At 36.2% G+C, this 23,163-nt stretch carries 24 protein-coding genes; 12 read left to right on the forward strand and 12 right to left on the reverse strand.

Annotated features, from left to right (window positions below):
- Window positions 1-146: 146 nt before the first annotated feature.
- Genes C8D70_RS13660 through C8D70_RS13670 form a run of 3 tightly spaced genes read left to right on the forward strand, consistent with a single transcriptional unit; the run spans window position 147 to window position 3,679 of the window.
- Entirely contained in the window at window positions 147-1,409 is a 1,263-nt protein-coding gene (locus C8D70_RS13660) for a serine hydrolase domain-containing protein (protein ID WP_076595446.1), read from the forward strand.
- A 25-nt stretch (window positions 1,410-1,434) separates the two neighbouring features.
- Window positions 1,435-3,216, forward strand: a complete 1,782-nt coding sequence (locus tag C8D70_RS13665) for an Ig-like domain-containing protein (protein ID WP_076595447.1) — start codon at window positions 1,435-1,437, stop codon at window positions 3,214-3,216.
- Window positions 3,217-3,220: 4 nt separating this feature from the next.
- Window positions 3,221-3,679 carry a heme-binding domain-containing protein gene (locus C8D70_RS13670; protein WP_076595448.1) on the forward strand — a complete coding sequence of 153 codons (459 nt, stop codon included), beginning with the start codon at window positions 3,221-3,223 and terminating at the stop codon, window positions 3,677-3,679.
- A gap of 103 nt (window positions 3,680-3,782) precedes the next feature.
- Here the strand turns inward: C8D70_RS13670 and C8D70_RS13675 are convergent, their stop codons facing one another.
- The 5 genes from C8D70_RS13675 to C8D70_RS13695 form a co-directional block, all read right to left on the reverse strand.
- Entirely contained in the window at window positions 3,783-4,295 is a 513-nt protein-coding gene (locus C8D70_RS13675) for an NUDIX hydrolase (protein WP_110367668.1), read from the reverse strand.
- On the reverse strand, window positions 4,292-5,206 hold the full coding sequence (gene xerD, locus C8D70_RS13680; protein ID WP_076595450.1) for a site-specific tyrosine recombinase XerD: 915 nt from the start codon (window positions 5,204-5,206) through the stop codon (window positions 4,292-4,294). Before xerD ends, C8D70_RS13675 begins: the two co-directional genes overlap by 4 nt.
- Before the next feature lie 6 nt (window positions 5,207-5,212).
- A complete protein-coding gene (locus C8D70_RS13685; RefSeq protein WP_076595451.1) occupies window positions 5,213-5,635 on the reverse strand; it encodes a deoxycytidylate deaminase in 423 nt (140 codons plus the stop codon).
- Window positions 5,636-5,689: 54 nt separating this feature from the next.
- Window positions 5,690-6,457, reverse strand: a complete 768-nt coding sequence (locus tag C8D70_RS13690; protein ID WP_076595452.1) for an enoyl-CoA hydratase/isomerase family protein — start codon at window positions 6,455-6,457, stop codon at window positions 5,690-5,692.
- A gap of 106 nt (window positions 6,458-6,563) precedes the next feature.
- A complete protein-coding gene (locus C8D70_RS13695) occupies window positions 6,564-8,051 on the reverse strand; it encodes a catalase (RefSeq protein ID WP_110367669.1) in 1,488 nt (495 codons plus the stop codon).
- A 133-nt stretch (window positions 8,052-8,184) separates the two neighbouring features.
- Here C8D70_RS13695 and C8D70_RS13700 point away from each other — a divergent pair, with 133 nt between their 5' ends.
- From C8D70_RS13700 to C8D70_RS13735, 9 genes are all read left to right on the forward strand, one after another.
- On the forward strand, window positions 8,185-9,135 hold the full coding sequence (locus C8D70_RS13700; RefSeq protein WP_047428937.1) for a LysR substrate-binding domain-containing protein: 951 nt from the start codon (window positions 8,185-8,187) through the stop codon (window positions 9,133-9,135).
- A gap of 234 nt (window positions 9,136-9,369) precedes the next feature.
- Window positions 9,370-10,650 (forward strand): methionine adenosyltransferase, encoded by a 1,281-nt coding sequence (gene metK / locus C8D70_RS13705; RefSeq protein WP_110367670.1) that lies wholly within the window; start codon window positions 9,370-9,372, stop codon window positions 10,648-10,650.
- An 85-nt stretch (window positions 10,651-10,735) separates the two neighbouring features.
- Entirely contained in the window at window positions 10,736-11,227 is a 492-nt protein-coding gene (locus C8D70_RS13710) for a hypothetical protein (protein WP_076595455.1), read from the forward strand.
- A gap of 195 nt (window positions 11,228-11,422) precedes the next feature.
- Window positions 11,423-12,013 (forward strand): RNA polymerase sigma factor, encoded by a 591-nt coding sequence (locus tag C8D70_RS13715; RefSeq protein WP_076595456.1) that lies wholly within the window; start codon window positions 11,423-11,425, stop codon window positions 12,011-12,013.
- A gap of 202 nt (window positions 12,014-12,215) precedes the next feature.
- Window positions 12,216-12,911, forward strand: a complete 696-nt coding sequence (locus C8D70_RS13720; protein WP_110367671.1) for a YjjG family noncanonical pyrimidine nucleotidase — start codon at window positions 12,216-12,218, stop codon at window positions 12,909-12,911.
- Between the two features lie 212 nt (window positions 12,912-13,123).
- Window positions 13,124-13,573 carry a PepSY-like domain-containing protein gene (locus C8D70_RS13725; RefSeq protein WP_110367672.1) on the forward strand — a complete coding sequence of 150 codons (450 nt, stop codon included), beginning with the start codon at window positions 13,124-13,126 and terminating at the stop codon, window positions 13,571-13,573.
- Window positions 13,574-13,686: 113 nt separating this feature from the next.
- On the forward strand, window positions 13,687-13,842 hold the full coding sequence (locus C8D70_RS20850; protein WP_181416132.1) for a hypothetical protein: 156 nt from the start codon (window positions 13,687-13,689) through the stop codon (window positions 13,840-13,842).
- 118 nt (window positions 13,843-13,960) lie between these two features.
- Window positions 13,961-14,632 (forward strand): response regulator transcription factor, encoded by a 672-nt coding sequence (locus tag C8D70_RS13730; RefSeq protein WP_076595460.1) that lies wholly within the window; start codon window positions 13,961-13,963, stop codon window positions 14,630-14,632.
- The gene (locus C8D70_RS13735) at window positions 14,632-15,918 is read left to right on the forward strand and encodes a sensor histidine kinase (protein WP_110367673.1); all 1,287 of its coding nucleotides are present in this window, start codon (window positions 14,632-14,634) and stop codon (window positions 15,916-15,918) included. The genes C8D70_RS13730 and C8D70_RS13735 overlap by 1 nt, the downstream gene beginning before the upstream one ends.
- A gap of 179 nt (window positions 15,919-16,097) precedes the next feature.
- On the opposite strand, the gene trpS is transcribed toward C8D70_RS13735, so the two are convergent.
- From trpS to ileS, 7 genes are all read right to left on the reverse strand, one after another.
- Window positions 16,098-17,066: a tryptophan--tRNA ligase gene (trpS, locus tag C8D70_RS13740; RefSeq protein WP_076595462.1), complete on the reverse strand. Its 969-nt coding sequence runs from the start codon at window positions 17,064-17,066 to the stop codon at window positions 16,098-16,100.
- Window positions 17,067-17,374: 308 nt separating this feature from the next.
- Window positions 17,375-18,019, reverse strand: coding sequence for a vancomycin high temperature exclusion protein (locus C8D70_RS13745; RefSeq protein WP_110367674.1), 645 nt, complete (start codon window positions 18,017-18,019; stop codon window positions 17,375-17,377).
- 15 nt (window positions 18,020-18,034) lie between these two features.
- On the reverse strand, window positions 18,035-18,676 hold the full coding sequence (locus C8D70_RS13750; protein WP_076595464.1) for a lipoprotein signal peptidase: 642 nt from the start codon (window positions 18,674-18,676) through the stop codon (window positions 18,035-18,037).
- The gene (locus tag C8D70_RS13755; RefSeq protein ID WP_076595465.1) at window positions 18,676-18,870 is read right to left on the reverse strand and encodes a DUF2683 family protein; all 195 of its coding nucleotides are present in this window, start codon (window positions 18,868-18,870) and stop codon (window positions 18,676-18,678) included. The genes C8D70_RS13750 and C8D70_RS13755 overlap by 1 nt, the downstream gene beginning before the upstream one ends.
- 17 nt (window positions 18,871-18,887) lie before the next feature.
- On the reverse strand, window positions 18,888-19,133 hold the full coding sequence (locus tag C8D70_RS13760; protein ID WP_076595466.1) for a DUF6576 domain-containing protein: 246 nt from the start codon (window positions 19,131-19,133) through the stop codon (window positions 18,888-18,890).
- Between the two features lie 78 nt (window positions 19,134-19,211).
- The gene (locus C8D70_RS13765) at window positions 19,212-19,592 is read right to left on the reverse strand and encodes a TraR/DksA family transcriptional regulator (protein ID WP_002983772.1); all 381 of its coding nucleotides are present in this window, start codon (window positions 19,590-19,592) and stop codon (window positions 19,212-19,214) included.
- 58 nt (window positions 19,593-19,650) lie between these two features.
- Entirely contained in the window at window positions 19,651-23,046 is a 3,396-nt protein-coding gene (ileS, locus tag C8D70_RS13770) for an isoleucine--tRNA ligase (RefSeq protein ID WP_110367675.1), read from the reverse strand.
- Window positions 23,047-23,163: the final 117 nt, after the last annotated feature.

A 23,163-nucleotide genomic window follows, 5' to 3' on the forward strand; every position in this document is an offset into this window, starting at 1 on the left:
GAGTGAAAAGAAGAATTACACAAGTGTGAATTTGCTTTTCATATTTTTGTTCTTTCCACTCATTTATGTTAAATTATTCATAATATCCACCTCATATTTATTATTTATTTTGAGTTTTATTAAATTGCCGCTCATTTTTGAATCTCATGACGACGCGTAATTTTGTACTTATCTTAACTGTTCTTTTATCGATATTTTCATGTAAAAAAAAGGCTGAAGCTAAAGAAGTTTCAACAGAAAATACAACCAACCTGCCCAACTATGGAAATGTAGATCTGGGTGATATTTTCACAAAAGGAGATGGGCAGCTCCTGAACAGACAAACTACCGTTAGCTATATAGATCAGTATTACAAAAAAATATGGGAAGCAGGAGATCTTAGCGGTGGAATTCTTGTTGCGAAGGGTGATGAAATCCTGTATGAAAATTACAGAGGTTTCGGAAGAGAAGGAAACCAGATGCCTATCGATAAAAATACACCTTTACATGTTGCTTCAGTTTCGAAGACCTTAACGGCAATGGCCATGATGAAGCTGATAGAAGCCGGGAAAATAAAACTGACTGATCACCTTACTCAGTTTTTTCCTGGGTTTCCCTATCCGAATGTTACCGTTCAGACTTTATTGGATCAAAGAAGCGGTCTTCCAAAATATGAATATTTTATTACCAGGATACAACCTGCTCCGGCAGAACTTTCCAAGCCATTTATTACGAATGAGGATGTATTGAATATGATCATCAAGTATAAACCAGATCTGGCAAGAGATACGGATACTGGATTTATGTATTGCAATACGAACTTTGCTTTATTGGCCTTATTAATTGAGAAAGTGACCAAAACTCCTTTTCCTCAGGCTATGAAAGAAATGGTTTTCACACCGTTGAAAATGAATAATACTTACATCTTCCAGGAAAAAGATATTCCTACAGCATCACAGTCTTTTTATTACGGAGGAAATAAGCTGTATCCTTTAGACAGACTTGATTTGATTTATGGAGATAAAAATGTGTACACCACGCCGAGAGATCTGTACAACTTCTCAAAAGCAATGTTTTCTAAAAATTTCCTGAAGCCGGAACTCATGCAGATGGTATTCACTCCTTATAGTAATGAAAAAGCCGGAATGAATAATTACGGATTGGGATTCAGAATGAAAATATTCGATAACGGTGAAAAGCTTACTTATCACAACGGATGGTGGCATGGTACCAACTCTGTATTTGCCCATCTTTTAAAATCTAAGGTTACCATTGTAGCTATTGGAAATAAATACTCAAACAAAGTATATACAGCGCTTGCATTATCCGGATTATTTGAGGATTTCCCTTTGCAGAAGGAGAAGCTTCACACCGTTATGCATGACAATAAAGATACTTTGAATTCCGGACAGGAAGTTTTTGGAGAATAATGTTTACTTTTGCCTAAACATTTTCATGAAAAGGTTTCTTTTATTATTCGTTATCTGTTTTCTTGTACATTCGTGTGCAAGAGTAGGATCGCCTGTTGGTGGGCCTAAGGATACCCTGGCACCGAAGTTTTTAAGCTCAAACATTGATACAACAAGAATTAATGTCAAAAGAGATATTCGTGAACTCCGTCTGGATTTTGATGAATATGTGACATTGAAGGATATCAATAAGAACCTGATTATTTCACCTCCTATCAAAGGGATAACTAGGATTCTTCCTTCCAATATTGCTAATAAATTTGTTCTGATTCAATGGTCAGATACCCTTCAGGCTAATACAACCTATAACTTCAATTTTGGAAACTCAATTGTTGATAATAATGAATCCAATATATTAAGGTATTTCAATTTTGCTTTTTCTACAGGAGATAAACTGGATGACCTTTATATCAGCGGTGAAATAAGGGATGCACTGGATACTAAAAAGAAAACAGGAAATACATCAACTGAAAATAAACTTGTGGTAGGATTGTATCAGGTAAAAGATACAATGGATTACAAGAAAAAGCCTTACTACATCACCAAGGTAGATGAAGATGGATATTACGAATTAAACTATCTGACTCCTGGAAAATATAAAATTATTGCTTTTGAAGACGAGAATGGAAACTCTATGTATGATCCGGGAAAAGAGAAAGTTGGATTCCAGAAAGATCCGATCAATTTTGAGAAATCTATTTCAGGACTGAATTTAAAGGTGTATCCTTCCAAAAAACCTGTGAAATATCAGGAAATGAAAGAAATTGCAGGAGGAGTTTTGATGACATTCGAAGGAAATCCTGATGATGTAAAAGTTCAGTCTTTGAATGAAAAACTGAAAGATGTAAAAATAACCCATAATCCGAAATCAGACTCTGTGAGAATCTGGTTTGATGCTGTAAAAGATAATGTAGGACAGGAAGCCAATGAAAAACTCATTTTCACACATAATAAAGGTCCGAAAAAAGACAGTGCTTACAGTGTATCTTTATTTTACAGATACAATAAAAAGAATGCAATGGACATCAACAGTGATAATGGGGGCGAATCATTAGCTCCGAAGTCAGATTTTAAAATATCTTCCAACTATATTGTTGATAAAATAGATCCTTCAAAATGGACACTGAAGATTAAAGGAGATAGTTTAACAACCTTACCATTTACTGCTAAAATTTCAGAAACAAATCCATACCAGATTCAGGTTCAGTCAGATTTTGAGATGGGTAAAAGTTACGAGCTTACTGTACCTAAAGAGACGATATCTTCTTTCTATGCAAAAAATGCACAATCTAAGCGTTTCGATTTTAATGTTGCCAAAATAGACCAGTTTGGAAGTGTTGAGTTCTCCATTTCAAATGCACCAGAGGCAAATTATTGGATTCAGCTGCTGGATTCTTCAGATAAGGTTGCATATCAGAGGTACATAAAAGGAGATAAAGTGAAATTTGATATCCTTAAACCGGGAGAATATATCGTGAGAATTCTGGTGGATAATAACGGGAATAAATACTGGGATGAAGCCGATTTTGCCAATGATATTTTTGCTGAAGATGCCTATATTTTCTATAAGAAAGTTATTGTCAGAGGTTTATGGGAAACAAGAGAGGATTGGGATCTGAAGGATACCAGAACTCTTGATAATCCTAAAGGAACTACGCCCGCTGTAGCAACTCCTGTAGTGGAAACACCACCAGCTCCGACTGAAGTGAAACAAGAAGCTAAAAAAGAATTAAAATCTCAAAATGCTGTTTTAACGCCCGTAAAGTAAGTTGATGAAGATCGCCAAGAAAATAGTATTCTGGACATTGGTGGCATTTGCCCTGATTCAGTTCTTTCCTATCGATAGGACCAATCAGCCTGTGGATACAAAGGTGAACTTTGTGGATACAAGGAAATCACCGGAAAAGATCAGAACACTGCTTAAAAACGCCTGTTATGACTGTCACTCCAATGAAACGGTTTATCCGAAATATGCATTTATAGCACCAATTTCATGGTCCGTAAAAAGCCATGTGAATGAAGGCAGAGAACATCTTAATTTTTCTACCTGGGGAAATTATAATAAGGATTTGAAGGAGAATATGCTGACTAAATCCATTCAGACCATTCAGACCAAAACAATGCCGATGCCCGGTTATATTGTTTATCATAAGGAAGCTCATCTTTCAGAAGCAGAAAGAGCATTGCTGATTCAGTATTTTGAAGAAATGCTGAAGACTAAAACGTATTAGTTTCTATCATAAAAAACTCCCACAGATTTTGAAAATCAGGCAGATAATTGTGTTATACAATCTGCTTAACATGCAAAATCTACGGGAGAATATTTTACAAAAATTATTTCTTTACATAGCTCTCGAAAAATATCTTCTGAGAATCGAAAGCGATATCTTCAAGATCCAGATCCCGTAAAGGAATCCAGACCGCTTCCGAGATCTCGGAGATTTCAAGACTTACCTCAAACTTTTCCGAAACATTGTATTCATAAAAGAGATCAATTGTATTGTAATCAATTTCTTTGTATTGATAGATGTTGGGAAGGCTCGTAAGGTATTTCAGATTAGAAATATCGATATCAAGCTGAAGTTCTTCAAAAAGTTCTCTTTTACAGGTTTCTTCCGCACTTTCTTTAGGGTCGACAAATCCTCCCGCAAGATCCAGCTTCCCTTTTTTAGGATCTCTGTTTCTTCTGGTAAGATAAATTTCGTCTCCACATCTGATGACAACCGCTACAGCGCCCGCCACATTATTGTACAGAGTAAACCCGCATTCCGGACAGCTCCATTTCTTTTCACCATCCCAGTGTAAGGACTCTTTGCCACAGCTTGGGCAATATTTCAATAGTTTCATTGAGTAATATTAATATTTCTCGGGTGATAACTCAAAATAACATCCCTTAATTCTTCTGTTTTCAGATGTGTGTAGATTTCCGTTGTTGTGATACTGGAATGTCCCAGCATCTCCTGAATATAACGTAAATCTGCTCCATTCTGTAATAAATGGGTCGCAAATGAATGTCTGAAGGTGTGTGGTGATATTTTTTTATTAACCCCTGCTTTATCTGTAAGTTCTTTAATAATAAGAAATACGATTACTCTGGACATAGATGTCCCACGGCTGTTCAAAAACAGAGTATCTTCATATTTTTTATTGATTTTGCCTTTAGAACGTACCTCTTTGATATAACTTTCAAGCAAATCTGCGGTATAATCAGCTAAAGGGACAAAACGGGTTTTGTTTCCTTTTCCGTGTACCTTGATGTATTGCTCTTTAAAGTTGATATTGGAGATCTTAAGATCTATCAGTTCGGAAACCCGAAGTCCGCACCCATATAGTACCTCTATAATGGAGTGGTTTCTTTTCCCGATATCTGTATTCACCTCAATAGCCGCAATAATTTTGTTAATATCAGTGAGGCTTAATGTATCAGGTAAATATAATCCCAGTTTAGGGCCTTCAAGTAACGCCGCAGGATTGTCTTCACGATATTCATCTTCAAGCAGAAATTTAAAGAAAGCTTTAATGGAAGATATCCACCTTGCCTGTGATCTCTCACTGAATTTCTGTTTGGAAAGATTGAAAATGTATTCCTGCAGGTTTTCGTAACCGATGGAGTCTGGACCGACGTTTTCCAGATCCTCTTCTGCGTAATCTTTTAGTTTCTTAATGTCCCGAACGTAGGCGTCGAGTGTGTTTTCTGAAAAATTTCTTTCGAAACGAAGAAATATTTCAAAATCTTTGATCTTTTCATCCCAAGTCATTTGTGCTTATTTTTTTAGTTCACAGTCCGATATTTGTTCTATTTCAATGTTATGGTTTCTCAGAAACGATATTCCATCGTCATCCGAATACTCATTAATATACACCAGTCTCGTAATCCCTGCCTGCAGAATCAGTTTGCTGCATTCTTTACAGGGAGAGAGCGTTAAATATAACGTTGCTCCTTTTGCAGATTGGGTAGAGCCAGCCAGCTTTAATATAGCGTTGGCCTCCGCATGCAATACGTACCAGTGTGTTTTTCCTTCTTCATCTTCACAGCAGTTTTCGAATCCCGAAGGAGTTCCGTTGTAACCATCTGAAATAATCATCCTATCTTTTACGATAAGAGCCCCCACCTGTTTTCTCTTACAGTAGGAGAGTTTTGCCCATTCCTGAGCCATTTTTAGATAAGCTTTATCAAACTTATTCATACCGCAGCATTGTTTTTTTTCGAAATAATTTGGATTAAAATCTTTTAGAAAGATTTAGAAGTTAGGCTTTCTCTTCTCTAGAAACGCGGTAACTCCTTCTTTCTTATCTTCCATTTCAAAAAGTTCTCCGAAATATTTGATTTCAGTTTCAAAACCTTTCTCCGTGTCAGATAAATTCACGGCGTTGATAGCCTTGGATATTGCCATCGGTGAGTTGTTGGCAATCGTATTTGCTAATTCTTTTGTTTTGGTTAATAATTCTTCTATAGGGTATACTTCATTTACCAGTCCGATCTCTTTTGCTTTTTGAGCAGGGATCATTTTGGCAGAGAAGATCATTTCATTGGCAATACCTTTTCCTACAAGCTTTGGAAGCCTCTGGGTTCCTCCATATCCCGGAATTAATCCAAGAGTTACTTCAGGAAGTCCTAATTTGGCATTCTCTGATGCATATCTGATGTGGCATGCCATGGCAAGCTCTAAACCTCCTCCTAATGCAAAACCATTTACGGCTGCTATGACAGGTTTAGACATGTTTTCAATTTTGTTGAACAATGTATTTTGTCCGTTTCTTGCAAGTTCTTCAGCTTTTTCCTGTCCGAAGTCACTGAATTCCTTGATATCAGCTCCCGCGACAAAAGATTTTTCGCCACTTCCGGTAAGAATAATTACTCTGCATGAAGTGTCAGCGTTAAGCTCATCAAGCGCGGTACTGATTTCCTGAATTGTTTTTGCATTCAAAGCATTTAAACTCTCAGGTCTATTTATGGTAATAATAGATAATTTATCTTCTTTTTTTAATAATATGTTCTCGTAACTCATTTTTCCACTTTAAAATATCATCCTTTGCAAATTATGAATTTTTTACAAAAAAAAGGAAAAAATATTATTTTTTTTTTCCTTTTTTTTAATTTATCATTCAAAATGATTATTTGGAATGATTCATCATATTTGCATCAATATTGACGTTTAGTTGAGAAGCCACTTTCATGCCAAGTTCAATGTTAGCACGGAAAAAGTGACATAGCTGCCGGTTGATAATCTCGTCTTTTTTCGGCCCGGTTATACCATTCATGCTGCCTACAATATTTTTGATTAAATGATCTCTTTCCTCTGCATTCATTGCTTTTGAATATAAAAGTCCCGGTTGAGTATAGTGATCACTGTCGTTGTCATTTCTGTTGTAACTGGCAACATGAGCACTGTCTAGCTCATATTCGTAGTTTTTATAAGATGAATCCGGCTTGATGTCATCAAAACTGTTCGGGTGGTAATTCGGTTTATCCTGATAGTGGCTTGAGTCTGCCATAAAACCATCTCTTTGGTAATTGTTCACCGCAAAAGGACATCTGTTTACTTCCAGCTGATGAGCATTGACACCTACTCTGTAACGGTGAGCGTCAGGATATGAGAATAATCTTCCCTGAAGCATTTTGTCCGGTGAGAAACTGATTCCGTTAATTAAGTTACTTGGTGAAAAGGTAGACTGTTCCACGTGGGCAAAATAATTTACGGGTATTTCATTCAGTTCCATTTCTCCTACCTCAATCAGAGGGAAGTTATCATGAAACCATACTTTGGTTACATCAAACGGATTCCATCTGAAGTCTTTTGCCTGTTCCTCCGTCATTATCTGTATATATAATGTCCATTTCGGGAAGTTACCGCTTTCAATAGCATTGCAAAGATCTTCCTGTGCAAAGTCCGGGTTTTCTCCTGCCATTTTTACCGCTTCTTCATCTGTAAAGTTTTTTACTCCCTGCTTGGTTTTAAAATGGAATTTCACCCATACTCTTTCATCTTTATCATTGATCATAGAGAAAGTGTGAGATCCGAAACCATGCATATGTCTGTAGCCATACGGAGTTCCTCTGTCTGACATTAATATAAGAACCTGATGAAGTGATTCAGGGTTTAGGCTCCAGAAATCCCACATCATTGTGGCGCTTTTTAAATTGGTTTTCGGAACTCTTTTCTGAGTATGAATAAAATCCGGAAATTTTTTTGCATCCTTAATAAAGAATACAGGAGTATTGTTTCCTACAAGATCCCAGTTCCCGTCTTCAGTGTAAAATTTTAAGGCAAATCCTCTTGGGTCTCTCGCAGTATCTGCACTTCCTTTTTCACCTCCCACTGTAGAAAATCTTGCAAACATTCTGCATGAGTTCCCTACTTTTGAAAACAGTTTTGCTTTCGTGTACTGGCTGATGTCATGTGTTACGGTGAAGGTTCCGTACGCTCCGCTTCCTTTGGCATGCACAATCCTTTCAGGAATTCTTTCCCTAACGAAATGCGCAAGATTTTCCTGAAGAATAAAGTCCTGCAGCAATACCGGTCCTCTTGGTCCTACCGTCTGTGAATCCTGATGTTCATAATAAGGTGATCCGTTACTTAACGTTAATTTTTTAGAATCCATATCTATTAATGATTTGTAAATGTTTTTCTTTTTTCTAAATCCAAATGTAAAGGTAGTGAATATCAAATTTACTTGAATTTTTAATTGCTAATAGCAAAAACGTTATATCTTTGTAATAGATAATATTAATCAAATGAACATTCAGCAACTGGAGTATCTTATCGCTGTTGATAAGTATAAACATTTTGGTAAGGCCGCTCAGGCGTGTTTTATTACCCAACCTACGTTAAGTGCCATGATACAGAAATTTGAAGATGAACTGGATGTAAAGGTTTTCGACAGAACTACTCACCCGATTCGTACCACGGATGTAGGGCTTCAGATTATTGATCAGGCAAAGGTAATTATCGAATCTGTCAATGAGCTGAAGAACAAAGCGAACCTTTTGAATAATATTTTAGGAGGTACCATCAATCTGGGAATCATTCCTACCGTTTCTTCTTTCATTCTGCCAACGGAGATTTTCAAATTTCTGGAGGATAATCCGAAGATTCAGATGAATGTAAAAGAAATGACAACTGATAATATTATTAAAGCTTTAAAAGCAGGAGAGTTGGATGCGGGAATTATTTCCACTCCTTACGATACTGCTGATGAGTTCTATCAGGATTTCCTTTTCAATGAAGAGCTGATGATTTACAGCTCCAATACTGAAGCTAATAAAAAGAATTCCTACATCATTCCGGAAGATCTGAATGTAGAGAAAGTATGGCTGCTTGAAGAAGGAAACTGTCTGAGAAATCAGTTTGAAAATATCTGCCACCTGAAAGAAAATACCCTGAAGCCTAAAAATCTGGATTTCTTAGCTTCCAATATCCAGACGTTGGTACACATGGTAGATAAAGTAGGAGGAATCAGTATTCTGCCGGAATTGGCGCTGAGCCAGCTTTCTGAAGAGCAGAAGAAAAATGTTTTCAGATTCAAAAAGCCTTTCCCTTATAGAGAAATCAGTATTATTTATTATAAACCCACTTTTAAACAAAAAATTATTGATGAATTATCACACTCTATCAAAACTTCTTTAGAACTTAAGCTGAATTATCACGAAAGTCCGAAAGAATTTGTAAGCATTAAGCCTCAGTAATGGAAATGCTTTAAAGTGATAGAAATCATCAATTTAAATAAAAGTATAATTAATAAACAAAATTTTTGAGTATTAGGAAAATAGTACTTAAATTTGCTGACGTTTATTACGAGGAAAAATTTGACCTGATTGCAACCTCTATAAAAAAATGCTAAAACAGTATTCTTTTTTCTGGGCAATTTCATTCATATTTTTCGCAAACACTATTTAAATCTTTAAAAACAAAAGAATTATATGTCTTATTTATTTACATCTGAATCAGTTTCAGAAGGACATCCGGATAAAATTGCCGATCAAATTTCCGATGCTTTAATCGACCATTTCTTAGCATATGATAAAGATTCAAAAGTAGCATGTGAAACTCTTGTAACGACCGGACAGGTGGTATTGGCAGGAGAAGTAAAATCAGATGCTTACCTTGCTGTACAGACTATTGCCAGAGAAGTAATCAACGGAATCGGATACACGAAAGGAGAGTATATGTTCAATGGAGATTCTTGCGGAGTTATTTCTGCGATCCATGAACAGTCGCCTGATATCAACCAGGGAGTTGACAGAGCGGTAAATGACGAGTCTTTCGAGGCTAAAGCAAATGCACAGGGAGCTGGAGACCAGGGAATGATGTTCGGGTATGCTACCAATGAGACGGCTAACTATATGCCTCTTGCATTGGATCTTGCCCACACGATTCTGAAAGAACTTTCTGCTATCAGAAGAGAAAATAAGGAGATTACTTATCTTCGTCCGGATGCAAAAAGCCAGGTAACCATTGAGTATTCTGATGATCACAAGCCTATCAGAATTGATTCTATTGTAGTTTCTACTCAACATGACGACTTTGGAAGCGAAGAAGAAATGCTGAATAAAATCCGTGAGGATATCAAAAATATTCTGGTTCCAAGAGTGGTTGCACAGCAAACTGAAGAAATCAAAGCCTTATTTAACGATCAGATCAAATATCACATCAATCCTACCGGGAAATTTGTAATCGGAGGACCTCACGGAGATACAGGTCTTACGGGTAGAAAAATCATCGTTGATACATACGGAGGTAAAGGAGCTCACGGTGGTGGTGCTTTCTCTGGAAAAGATCCTTCTAAAGTTGACAGAAGTGCTGCATATGCAACAAGACATATTGCTAAAAATTTAGTAGCTGCGGGAGTAGCGGATGAAGTTTTAGTGCAGGTTTCTTACGCCATTGGGGTAGCTGAACCTTGTGGTTTATATATCAATACTTACGGAACGGCAAAAGTGGATATTCATGATGGGGATATTGCTAAAAAAGTTTCTGCTATTTTTGATTTAAGACCTTATGCTATCGAACAGAACTTAAAATTAAGAAACCCTATTTATCAGGAAACAGCTTCTTACGGACACATGGGTAAAGAGCATTATATAGCTGATAAAACTTTCAATAAAGGACATAAAAACGAACTTACATTGAAAGGTCTTGAATTTTTTACCTGGGAAAAACTTGACAAAGTAGAGGAGATTAAAACCGCTTTTGGAATTTAATTTCTCTTTAAACCATAATAAATGAACTGCTTTATCTCTGGATAAGGCAGTTTTTTTTAATTTTACACTTTAATAATATAGAAAGATGATGAATTTTCGGACTGTAGCTGCCGCCCTGTCACTGTTTGTACTAAGTACAGTAGCAAAAGCTCAATATACCATGCATAAAATGATTAGTGTGGGATATACTTACCAGAACCAGAGTTTCGGAGAAGTAGGAGGTAAATTGCTTTTTCTTAAAAATGATGACGTAATTTACAGATTGGGAGGTTCTGCAATGATGGGTTCTGTAGATTCTAAATTTGCTATTATGCCTAAACTGCAGGCAGATGTACTTCTTAATTTTGAAAAGAACGTGGATTTCTATCACTCATATTACTTTTTAGCCGGAGTGGAAGGAACCAATAAATATGTTGCCCCTAAGATAGGAGTTACTTTATTCGGGATGCTGGATCTTACAGGTGGATATGCTTTTCCTATAGGAAACACCCGGCTGAACGGAAAAGAAATGAAAGGGCTTAATGTTAATTTTACATTAAATATTCCTACAGTCTTCATTCATGATATGTTTAAGTGATTTTTTTTAGATTTTTCTCTATAAAATTTAATAATAGGTTAACAGTTATTAAAAAATTATTATATTTACATCATAATAATTGTACTAACGCCTATAGAAGAGACTCTACTCTAGAACTGTTTTGTTTATACAGCAAAGGCCAGAAGAAATATCTGGTAGAATGTCTGTCTGCAAATATTTATATTGAGAAGAGTTATGAAATCAAAATCGGATAGTTTACTAATTTCCCTTTACCAAAAAGGAGACGAGGGTGCGTTGTCAACCCTTATTCATCGACATCAGAGAGAACTGTTTACATTCATTTTTTACAAAATTAATGATGAAGATTTGGCTAATGATATCTTTCAGGATACATTCATGAAGATTATTGTAATGCTAAAAGAAGGGCGCTATAACGAAGAAGGTAAATTTATTCTTTGGGCAAAAAGAATTTCTCACAATTTAATCATTGATCATTTCAGATCAAAAGCAAAGAATATCAAAGTTTCAGAAACTACTTTTGAAACAGATGAGTATTCTATTTTTGATTTGATCAGAGAGCCTTCAGAAAATATTGAAGATCAGCTGGTAACCAATCAGATCCAGGAAGATTTGCTGAGGATGTTACAGTTTTTACCACAAAACCAGCAGGAGGTAATTAAACTGAGATTTTTTGATGGTCTGAGTTTCAAAGAAATCGCAGATCATACAGAGATGAGCATTAATACAACTTTGGGCAGAGTAAGATATGCACTCATAAACCTGAGAAAAATCATGGATGACAACAACATAATATTAACCAGATAGATAATATTTACTGAAATTTCACGTTTTAAGGAAAACATACTTCGCTTATGAAAAAAAATGACTCCTTAAAAGTGAAAACTTTGAAACCTAAGAAACAAACCATTGATTTTTTGCTTAATTTTTCTAAAAGCCTTGAGGTTGTGAAAAGCAAGAGCAAAAATTATCCTATTACAAAAAATTAAAATTATTAACTTTGTGCTGTATGAAAATGCAGCACGTTTTTTTTGACCTGGATAATACACTCTGGGATCACCGCAGAAATGCCTATCTTACCATCAAAGATCTTTTTGAAAAACAGGAAATTACTTCAAAGTATCATATAGATTTTGAAGAGTTTCACTCTGTATATTACGATATCAACGAAGAGTTGTGGGAAAAGATCAGAGACGGTATTATCGGCAAAGAGTACCTGAGAGAACACCGTTTTTATGATTCATTTAAACATTTTGGAGTAGATGATAAAGAGCTTGCCCTTTATTTTGAAGAAAATTTCCTTGATAATATTGTGAGTTATAACGAATTGGTGGAAGGAGCTGAAGATGTTTTGGAATATCTGAAAGCTAAGAATTATACATTACATATTATTTCCAACGGATTTCAGGAAGTGACAGAAAGAAAATGTTCACTTTCCGGAATTGCCCCTTATTTTAAAACCATTACCAGTGCAGATGCTGTAGGAGTAAGAAAACCTAATCCTAGAATCTTTGAATACTCACTAAGCCTTTCCGATGCAAAAAAGGAAGAAAGTATCCTGATTGGTGACGACTGGATTGCAGACGCCATGGGAGCTACGGATTTCGGAATGGATGCAATTTTCTTTGATGTATATAAAGAAGATAAGCAGAAAGAAGGTTTAAAAGCCATTACCCATCTTCAGCAGATTAAAGAGTATTTATAATATCAGATCATTAAATTTGATAAAAAGCCACTAAGACCACCTTAGTGGCTTTTCTGTTTTCAATGCACTGCAGAAATCAATAAAAGCATCTGCGATCATCTGTGTCAATCTGTGGTTAAATTAAATATTTTCCACCAAAATCATTTTTCCCAATTCTTTCCCAAATTGATCATGAACTTTGCTCCATAATAATAACAGAAAAATGTAATAGTATGAAAAATGTAAAGAAAATCACAGGAGTATTAATCATTGTTTTTTTATTAATTGGGGGCTTAATTTCTGCACAGGACAGAGCAATCCATGCTAATCAGTTACCCAAAACAGCTAAAAACTTTCTTGCAGCTCATTTTAAAGGTATCCCTGTAAACTCAGCCATCGAAGACAGGGAAATCTATGGAGTAGATGAGTACAAAGCATACCTTACTAATGGAATGAAAATAGAGTTCGACAGCAACGGAAACTGGAAAGAAGTAGATGGAAAACATCAGAAAATTCCTTACGGCTTCATTCCTGCATCCATAAGAAATTACAGCACAAAGAATTTTCCTAATACTTATATCATCAAGATCGAAAAGAAAAGATGGTCTTATAAAGCGGAACTTTCCAATGGATTGGAGCTTGAATTCGACAGAAATGGGAACTTTAAAAGAATCGATGATTAACACGTAACCGAATACAAACACTAAATATTAATAATATCGTCAACAGGAATTTGATAAACAGTAACGGAAGAAAGATTTCTTCTGATAAGATTTGAAAAAATATGGTGTCATTTATGACAAAGTATCGCCCTGGTAGCGTAATTGATTCTATTGAGAAAAAATATAATGCCTATAAAATCAATCTGATGAATGGCTTATGCCTTGTTTTTGATGCGGATGGGCGTTTTGTTAAGCAAGGAAGCCGGAGGCTGGAAGAAGGAAGTGAATGAAACTGCATAGATTGATGTAGTGTGAAGAATTTCCAGCTTCCCTCTTCAATTCTTCCAGCTTTTAATTTCATATATTTGATATACATTAATGAAGTAGCAAAATATACAGATCCAGAATATGAAGATTTTAATAGTAGAAGATGAACCCGAACTGAAAGATACCGTACAGAAGTTCCTGGAAGCAGAACATTTCATTGTAGAATATGCGGAGAATTACAGTGGAGGGCTGGACAAAATTATTTCCTATGAATACGATTGTATTTTGCTGGATATTATGCTGCCTGACGGAAACGGAATAGATCTTCTGAGAGAGATCAAAAAAATGCATAAGAAAGACCCTGTAATCATTCTTTCAGCCAAAGACTCTGTGGACGATAAGGTGGCCGGACTGGAAATAGGAGCAGATGATTATCTTGCAAAACCTTTCCATCTTGCAGAGCTGATGGCAAGAATCAAATCTGTGATCAGAAGAAAAAATCAGGATGGCGAAAACATCATCCGTTACAAAAATATCAGCATTGATCCGGAAAACAGAACAGTGAAAGTGGGGAATGATGAGCTTGTTCTTAACCGAAAAGAATATGACCTTCTGTATTATTTTGTCATTCATCCGGAGAAAACCTTACAGAAAACAACTTTGGCAGAAGCAATCTGGGGAGATTATATCGATCAGGCAGACAGTCTGGATTTTATTTATTCCCAGATCAAAAATCTTCGTAAAAAACTGAAAACCCTCAATGCAGAAGCAGATTTCCAGGCCGTATACGGAATAGGATATAAATTCATCTGATGAAAACCTCATTAAAATATTACACGATAAAATATCTGATCATGATCCTGCTGTTTATTATAGCAGTGTGGGCAGGTCTTTTTTATGCCTATATCCTGGATGAAGTGCATGATAATGTGGATGACGGTTTAAGAGATAGAAAAATTCAGATTATTAAAGCGGTTTATCTTAATCCCCAGCTGTTGAAGAATAATGAGTTTGGATTCAATGAATTTAAAATCAATCCTATCAAAGCTGCAGATTATCAAAATAAAAGCAGGCTTTACAATAAGATGTACTATATGGAGTATGATGACAAAGATCAGCCTTACCGGGTTCTTGAGGCCGACTTTATTGATCAGTTCAAAGGTCATCAGCGGCTTGTTATCAGAACATCAACGGTAGAAGAGGATGAATTGATTTACGATCTCACAACAGCCCTGATTGTTCTTTATATCCTTTTGGTGATAAGTATTGTAGCTGTTAACGGATATCTGCTTAATAAGGCTATGAGACCATTCTATCTGATTTTGGATAAGCTTAAGAAATATCAGTTTGGAATTCCTTTTTCTCAGGAAAAGCAGAATTATAAGATCACCGAATTTGAAGAATTAAATGTGGAAATCAATGAAATGATTGAACGTAATGAATTGGTTTTCTATCAGCAAAAACAGTTTATTGAAAACGCTTCTCATGAGCTTCAGACTCCTTTGGCTATCGTGATTAATAAAATTGATCTGATGATCCAGAATCACGATCTTGATAAAAATAATCTTATCTTCCTTACTGAAGTGAAGAATGATCTGAGAAGAATGGTAGGCTTAAACAAATCTTTATTAATGCTTTCCAAAATTGAAAACAGCCAGTTTAATAAAACCTCTGATGTTGATTTTAACGGGATGGTCGCTCAATTGGTTCAGAATTATGAAGATTTTATTGCCTTTAAAAAAGTAGAGGTCAATCTTATTGAGAAAGGAAAATTTGTTGCAGATTTCAATCAGGATCTTGCCGATATTTTGTTGTCTAATCTTCTTAAAAATGCCGTAAAATACAACAACGAAGAAGGAACTCTGAACATTATCATTGAAAATAACAGAATCGCATTTCAAAACAGCGGAAATCCTGTGTCTTTAGATCAGTCAAGAATCTTTAACCGTTTTTATAAACAAGGATCAGATCATACCTCTACCGGATTGGGATTGTCTATCATTAAGACCATTATCAAACAATATCCTGGCTGGGATGTTAGTTATGAATATGGAGATCAGATGCATTACTTTATCCTGACAAAGAATAATACCCATTAAAAGTAACAATTTACATCAATAGAAAAGAGGCTGTCTCAAAAGTGTCATTCTGAACGAAATGAAATGTAGTGAAGAATCTCATATGTTTGGTTATCAATGAGATTCTTCCTTCGTCAGAATGACAAAAGCCAGATTGTTTGACTTTTGAGACAGCCTCTTCTTATGTTTAAAACTCAGAATTAAAATCCTAAGCTTGTTCTTACTCTTTTCAGCGTTTCCAGCGCGATAGTTCTTGTTTTTTCAGCTCCTTGCTGAAGTTTTGTCTCAAGTTCATCAAGATTGTTCATATAATAAGCAAACATTTCTCTTTCTTTCTCAAAACGTACCAGGATAAGATCTAAAAGTTCTTTTTTAGCATGCCCGTATCCGAAGTTTCCGGCAAGATATTTTGCTCTTAATTCTTCAGTCTGTTCAGGGGTAGCAATAAGCTGATAAATCTGGAACGTTTTATCCGTTTCAGGATCCTTGGGTTCCTCTAGGGATTTCGAATCAGACTCAATACTCATTACCTGTTTTTTCAGTTCCTTTTCAGGTAAGAAAATATTGATGATATTTCCTCTTGATTTAGACATTTTCTGCCCATCTGTTCCGGGAACATATTTCGTATCCTGCTGAAGTTCCGCTTGTGGTAATACAAGAACTTCTCCCATTTGGTTGTTAAACCTGGAAGCTACATCTCTTGCAATTTCCAGATGCTGAAGCTGATCCTTTCCTACAGGTACAATCTCTGCATCATACAGTAAAATATCTGCAGCCATCAGAATAGGGTAAGTAAACAAACCTGCATTCACATCCTGAAGTCTGTCTGCCTTATCTTTAAATGAATGAGCCAAGGTTAATCTTTGATAAGGAAAAAAACATGATAAATGCCAAGAAAGTTCACAGGTTTCAGCGATATCACTTTGTCTGTAGAAATATGTTTTTTCGGTATCTAATCCACAAGCAAGCCAAGCCGCAGCTATTTCGTAGGTATTTTGTCTTAAAGTCTGCGCGTCTTTAATCTGGGTAAGTGAATGAAGATTCGCAATAAATAAAAATGATTCGTTTCCTTCCTGCTTGGATAGTTCAATAGCAGGAATAATAGCTCCCAATAAGTTTCCAAGATGGGGTGTTCCGGTGGCTTGAATGCCGGTAAGAATTCTTGACATTGGTTTAAAATTTATATTTAAAAATTAATGAATAGCAAATTTACGAGGTTTGGCGGGAATAATGGATAAAAAAAGTAAAAAGTAAAAAGTAAAAAGTAAAAAGTAAAAAGTAAAAAGTAAAAAGTAAAAAGGTTATTATTAAAATTCAATAGGGGTGGGCTATAATTCTGAGCGGAGCCGAAGAAAACCCGGCCAGCTTAAAATTCAACATCCATTCATTGGCTTCAGCCAAAACCTATCAATCCAAAATAATCAATCTGTTTTTTCTCAATCATCTGTGAAAATCTGCGCAATCCGTGATTAAAAAACTAAGGAATTGCAATCTTCTCTCCTCCAAATTTCGGTTCCACACCAAAAAGAAGATCCCAGTAGGCTTTAGCTTTTGCAAGGTACTCTCTCAAATTCGTCTTTAAGCCTGCATACTTATTCACATCTGAAGCATTATATCCAAAGGCTTCCATACCATTTTTTCTGGCCAGGAAAACAGCCCTTTCATTGTGGAACTTCTGAGAGATAATAATCAGCTTTGTCTGGCTGAAAATATCTTTTGCCCTCACCACAGAATCCAGCGTTCTGAATCCGGCATGGTCTAAAATAATTCTATCCTGTGGAATTCCCTCCTGCATCAATGCCAGCTGCATATCTTCAGGTTCATTATAATCTTTGGTACTGTTATCACCACTAACGATGATGTATTGTATTTTCCCGCTTTTGTATAAATCACTTGCAGCCTTAATTCTGTTGTAGAAATAAGCATTCGGAGTTCCATTGCTCAGAAGTTTCCCTGTTCCCAGTAATAATGCAGTCTTTGATTCCGGTACATCAGCAATAGTGTAGGAAACAAATGGTGCGCTGTCTTTTTTGATGCTGTAATTTGCCCAGGCAATAAAAATAATTCCTGCAACCAGAAGAAGCAGGAAAAGTTTAAAAATATTTTTGATTATTTTTTTCATCCGAAAAATATATATTTAAAACTCCAGTCCGTTCGGGAATGCTTTTTTTCTGAATATTAATAAGAATGCCGCACCTACCGTGATGGCGGAATCGGCAACATTGAAAATATATTTGAAGAACTCAATATGTTTTCCTCCTATCAAAGGCCAGCTTTCAGGAACGTACCAGTCTACCACAGGAAAATGAAGCATATCTACTACACATCCTTTCATAAAGGTGGAATATCCGTGTCCAAAAGGAACAAGCTTGGAAATTCCGCCGTAGCCAATCCATCGGTCAGTGCTGGCGTCGTAAACAGTTCCGCTGTCGAAGATCATTCCATAGAACATGCCGTCAATAAGATTTCCGATAGCTCCGGCAAAAATGACAGCCATTGGAACTAAAAGATAATTAGAAGCTCCTTCTTTCAGCCATTTTTTGAACATATAGATCATCCCTCCGATCAGGAAAAGTCTCAGGATTACCAGAAAATATTTTCCGATAATTCCTCCAAAGTGAAATCCATAGGCCATTCCCGGGTTTTCAACAAAAGTTTTGTTAAAGAAACCGTTGATGACAGGAATACTCTCATTCAGTTCAAAATGAGTTTTGATATAAATTTTTGAAGCCTGGTCAATGAACAACACTAAAAATGTTATTGCTAAGATCTTTTTCATTACTGTCCTTTAGGTTTTGAGGGCTTTGATGCCGGCTTTATATTGTTGTTATCGCTTGCTTTCTTAACCACTTTCTGTCCATTGAATGAGCTTTTAACATGAGCTTTTTCAAATTTAATACCCATTTCCTTCAGAACAGTTTTCAGTGCACTCAGCTCCATAGAATTTTTAGGATGTACTATGATAGATTCCATTTCTTATATTTATTTTTTTACATTTTGGACAGTTCATCAAGTCTTTTCCTGTCTTTTTCAGACAGATCATTCACTCCGTTTTTGCCCATCTTACTCAAAAGTCTGTCGATTTCTTTCTCCCGTTCCCGTTTATCAGAATTGAATCGGTCATCAATAGTGTAATTCTTTTTCTGATCAGGGAAGAATCTGTTTTTGATCCATTCTTTGTTGAAAAATAATACAACTGCGGTGATGATGAGGCCCAAAATTAATAATTCGCTCATGGGTATACATTAAAAATTAGGTTTATAAAGTATCCGTAAATACGATATAAACCCAATGTTATTTTACAAACCTTACGGTTATTTTTGCATGTTTTTCGCTTCGATGCTCAGTGTAGCGTGAGGAACGGCCAAAAGTCTTTCCTTAGGAATCAGTTTTCCTGTTACTCTGCAAACACCATACGTTTTATTTTCAATTCTGATCAAAGCATTTTTAAGATCACGCACGAATTTTTCCTGTCTTCCTGCCAAAATAGAGTTCTGCTCTTTACTCAGCGTTTCAGCTCCTTCCTCAAAAGCTTTGAAAGTAGGAGAAGTATCATCTGTTCCGTTATTCTGGTCGTTGATAAAACTTTCTCTGATAAGCTGAAGATCTTTTTCTGCTTTTTCTATTTTTTCTTTAATGATCGCTTTAAATTCCTGTAAATCAGCATCGCTGTATCTTACTCTTTCGTCTGACATATTCTTTCTCTTTTTTAATAAAATTATGAAATGGAATTTGAAATATAATAACTATAGATTAATTTTTTTCAACATTTACCTTAAAATTAACCTCATCTATTTCGATTTCGTTAAAATTTGAAAGTGAAGATACAATTTCTATTTTATTTGACAAGACTTCGGAAGAAATATATTCCTCATTTTTCTTAATCTCATTCAGGAAAGGAGAACTTTCTTCCAATGTGATTGAAATTCTGTCTGTCAGTTCAAAGTCTTTATCTTTTCGCAGGTTTTGAATCCTGTTGATGAATTCTCTTGCGATACCTTCAGATTTTAATTCATCGGTTAACGTCAAATCTAATGCCACAGTTGTTTTTCCATCGGAAGTAACGGTCCATCCCGGGATATCTTTTGTAGAAATTTCCACATCATCAAGGGTAATTTCATATCCCTGAACATCCAGTTTTCCTTCTTTTTCAAGAGCGGTAATCTGTTCTGCAGTAAGATTTGCAATCTCGGCACCCACCACTTTCATGTCTTTTCCTAGTTTAGGACCAAGAGCTTTGAAGTTAGGTTTTATCTGTTTTACAATTAAGTGAGATGCTTCTTCCGCATTAATTAACTGTAATTCTTTCACGTTGACTTCCTGCTTGATTAAGTCTGCTACAGCAAGAATCTGTTCTTCTGCTTTAGCATCCAATACAGGAATCAATACTTTTTGTAACGGCTGGCGAACTTTTACATTTTCTTTCTTTCTCAACGAGAAAACCATACTTGTAATGTTCTGTGCCAAATGCGTTTTTTCCACCAGATCCTGATCAATTAAGCTTTCATCAGCTACCGGGAAGTCTGTAAGGTGTACAGATTCACAGTTTTCTTTTCCTGTTACTCTGTTCAAATCCTGATACAGCTGATCCATAAAGAACGGAGCAATAGGCGCAGATAATTTGGCTACTACTTCAAGACAAGTGTATAACGTCTGGTAAGCAGAGATCTTGTCATCAGAATAATCTCCTTTCCAGAAACGTCTTCTGCATAGTCTTACATACCAGTTACTCAGGTTGTCGTTTACAAATGTGCTGATTGCCCTTGCTACTCTTGTTGGCTCGTAATCCTCATAGAAAGCTTTTACTTCCTTGATCAGAAGATTAAGTTCAGAAAGGATCCATCTGTCGATTTCAGGACGGTTCTCCACTTCTTTTTCTGAATATTTGAAGCCATCCACATTCGCATATAGAGCAAAGAATGAATAGGTATTGTAAAGTGTTCCGAAGAACTTTCTTCTTACCTCGTCAATTCCTTCAATGTCAAACTTCAGGTTTTCCCATGGATTTGCGTTTGATATCATATACCAACGCGTTGCATCCGGTCCGTATACAGAAAGGGTTTCGAACGGATCGACAGCATTTCCTAAACGTTTTGACATCTTCTGTCCGTTCTTATCCAGAACAAGACCGTTACTCATTACATTTTTATAAGCAACAGAATCAAACACAGCCGTTCCGATAGCGTGAAGCGTATAGAACCATCCACGCGTCTGGTCTACACCCTCTGCGATGAAATCAGCAGGGAATGCTTTATTATTGTCGATTAATTCTTTGTTTTCGAAAGGATAATGCAACTGGGCATAAGGCATAGAACCTGAATCGAACCAAACGTCGATCAGGTCGCTTTCACGCTTCATTGCTTTTCCTGAATCAGAAACCAATACCACTTTGTCTACTACATTTTTGTGAAGATCCACAAGTTCGTAGTTAGACTCAGCCATATTTCCGATGATGAAACCTTTGAAAGGGTTTTCAGTCATCAATCCAGCAGCAATTGATTTTTCGATTTCGTTGTATAATTCTTCTACAGAACCGATAATTTTTTCTTCTTTCAGATCCTCTGTTCTCCAGATTGGCAACGGAATACCCCAATATCTTGAACGGGAAAGATTCCAGTCGTTCACATTTTCCAGCCAGTTGGCAAAACGTCCTTCTCCGGTAGCTTTTGGCTTCCAGTTGACTTCTTTGTTTAAATTAACCAGTCTGTCTTTTACAGCGGTCATTTTCACAAACCATGAATCAAGCGGATAGTACAATACCGGCTTATCTGTTCTCCAGCAGTGTGGATAAGAGTGGACATATTTTTCTACTTTGAAAGCCTTGTTCTCCGTTTTCAATAAGATGGCAAGTTCTACATCCCATGATTTCTCAGGAGCAGTTCCTTCATCATAGTATTCATTTTTGATATAAGTTCCGGAAAATACGGCAGGAACATTTTCTCCTTTGATGAATTTACCCTGTAAATCTACCAATGGTACAAGATTGTCATTTTCATCTTTTACTAACATTGGCGGGATCTCAGGCTGAGCCATTTTAGCTACTCTTGCATCATCAGCACCAAAAGTAGGAGCCGTGTGAACGATCCCTGTACCATCCTCAGTGGTTACGAAATCCCCTAAGATTACTCTGAATGCATTCTCAGGATTGTCGTTTGGCGTAAACCATGGAACTAATTGCTCATATCTTGTATCAACAAGCTTTTCTCCTGTGAATTCTTTGAGTATTCTGAAAGGAATTACTTTTGTTTCCGGAGTATAGTTGGCAAAATCTTTATCTGTACCTTCTGCATATTTTTTACCGAAAACCTTAGGTAAAAGAACGCTTGATAAAACTACTGTTACAGGTTCAAATGTATATTGATTGAAGGTTTTCACTACAACATATTCAATATCTCTGCCTACGGTAAGAGCCGTATTGGATGGAAGCGTCCATGGAGTTGTCGTCCATGCAAGGATATGAACATCCCCATCAACATCATTGAACAATGCTGAAGAGTCTTTCTTTACTTTAAACTGAGCTACAACCGTTGTGTCCGAAACATCACGATAAGTGCCGGGCTGATTCAGCTCGTGAGAAGAAAGTCCTGTTCCTGCTTTTGGTGAGTAAGGCTGGATCGTATACCCTTTGTACAACAGGTCTTTGCTGTGCAGCTGCTTCAATAACCACCAAACGGTTTCCATATATTTTGACTTGTACGTGATGTACGGATCATCAAGATCTACCCAATATCCGATTTTCTCCGTAAGGTTATTCCATACATCGGTATAACGCATTACCGCTTCACGGCAAGCTTTGTTATAGTCTTCAATAGAGATTTTTTTGCCAATATCTTCTTTCGTGATTCCTAACTCTTTTTCTACACCCAGTTCCACAGGAAGACCATGCGTATCCCAGCCTGCTTTACGGAAAACCTGCTTTCCGTTTTGCGTCTGGTAACGGCAGAAAATATCTTTCAATGCTCTTGCCATTACGTGGTGAATTCCAGGCATACCGTTTGCTGAAGGCGGACCTTCATAAAAAACAAACTCAGGATTTCCCTGACGAATCTCAACACTCTTATTGAAAGTTTTATTTTGTTTCCAAAATTCCGCTACATTCTCTGCTACGTCAATAAGGTTGAGGTTTTTGTATTCTTTAAATTGGCTCATTGTAAATATCTCAATATCGTTGATTAATTAAGTCTGCAAATTTACTAAAATTTGTCGGTTTATAATATATGTTTTATGTAGGTAATTTCTATTAAAAAGTTCAATTTCAGAAATATA

Source organism: Chryseobacterium sp. CBTAP 102 (assembly GCF_003201365.1).
GTDB classification, from domain to species: Bacteria; Bacteroidota; Bacteroidia; order Flavobacteriales; family Weeksellaceae; genus Chryseobacterium; species Chryseobacterium candidae.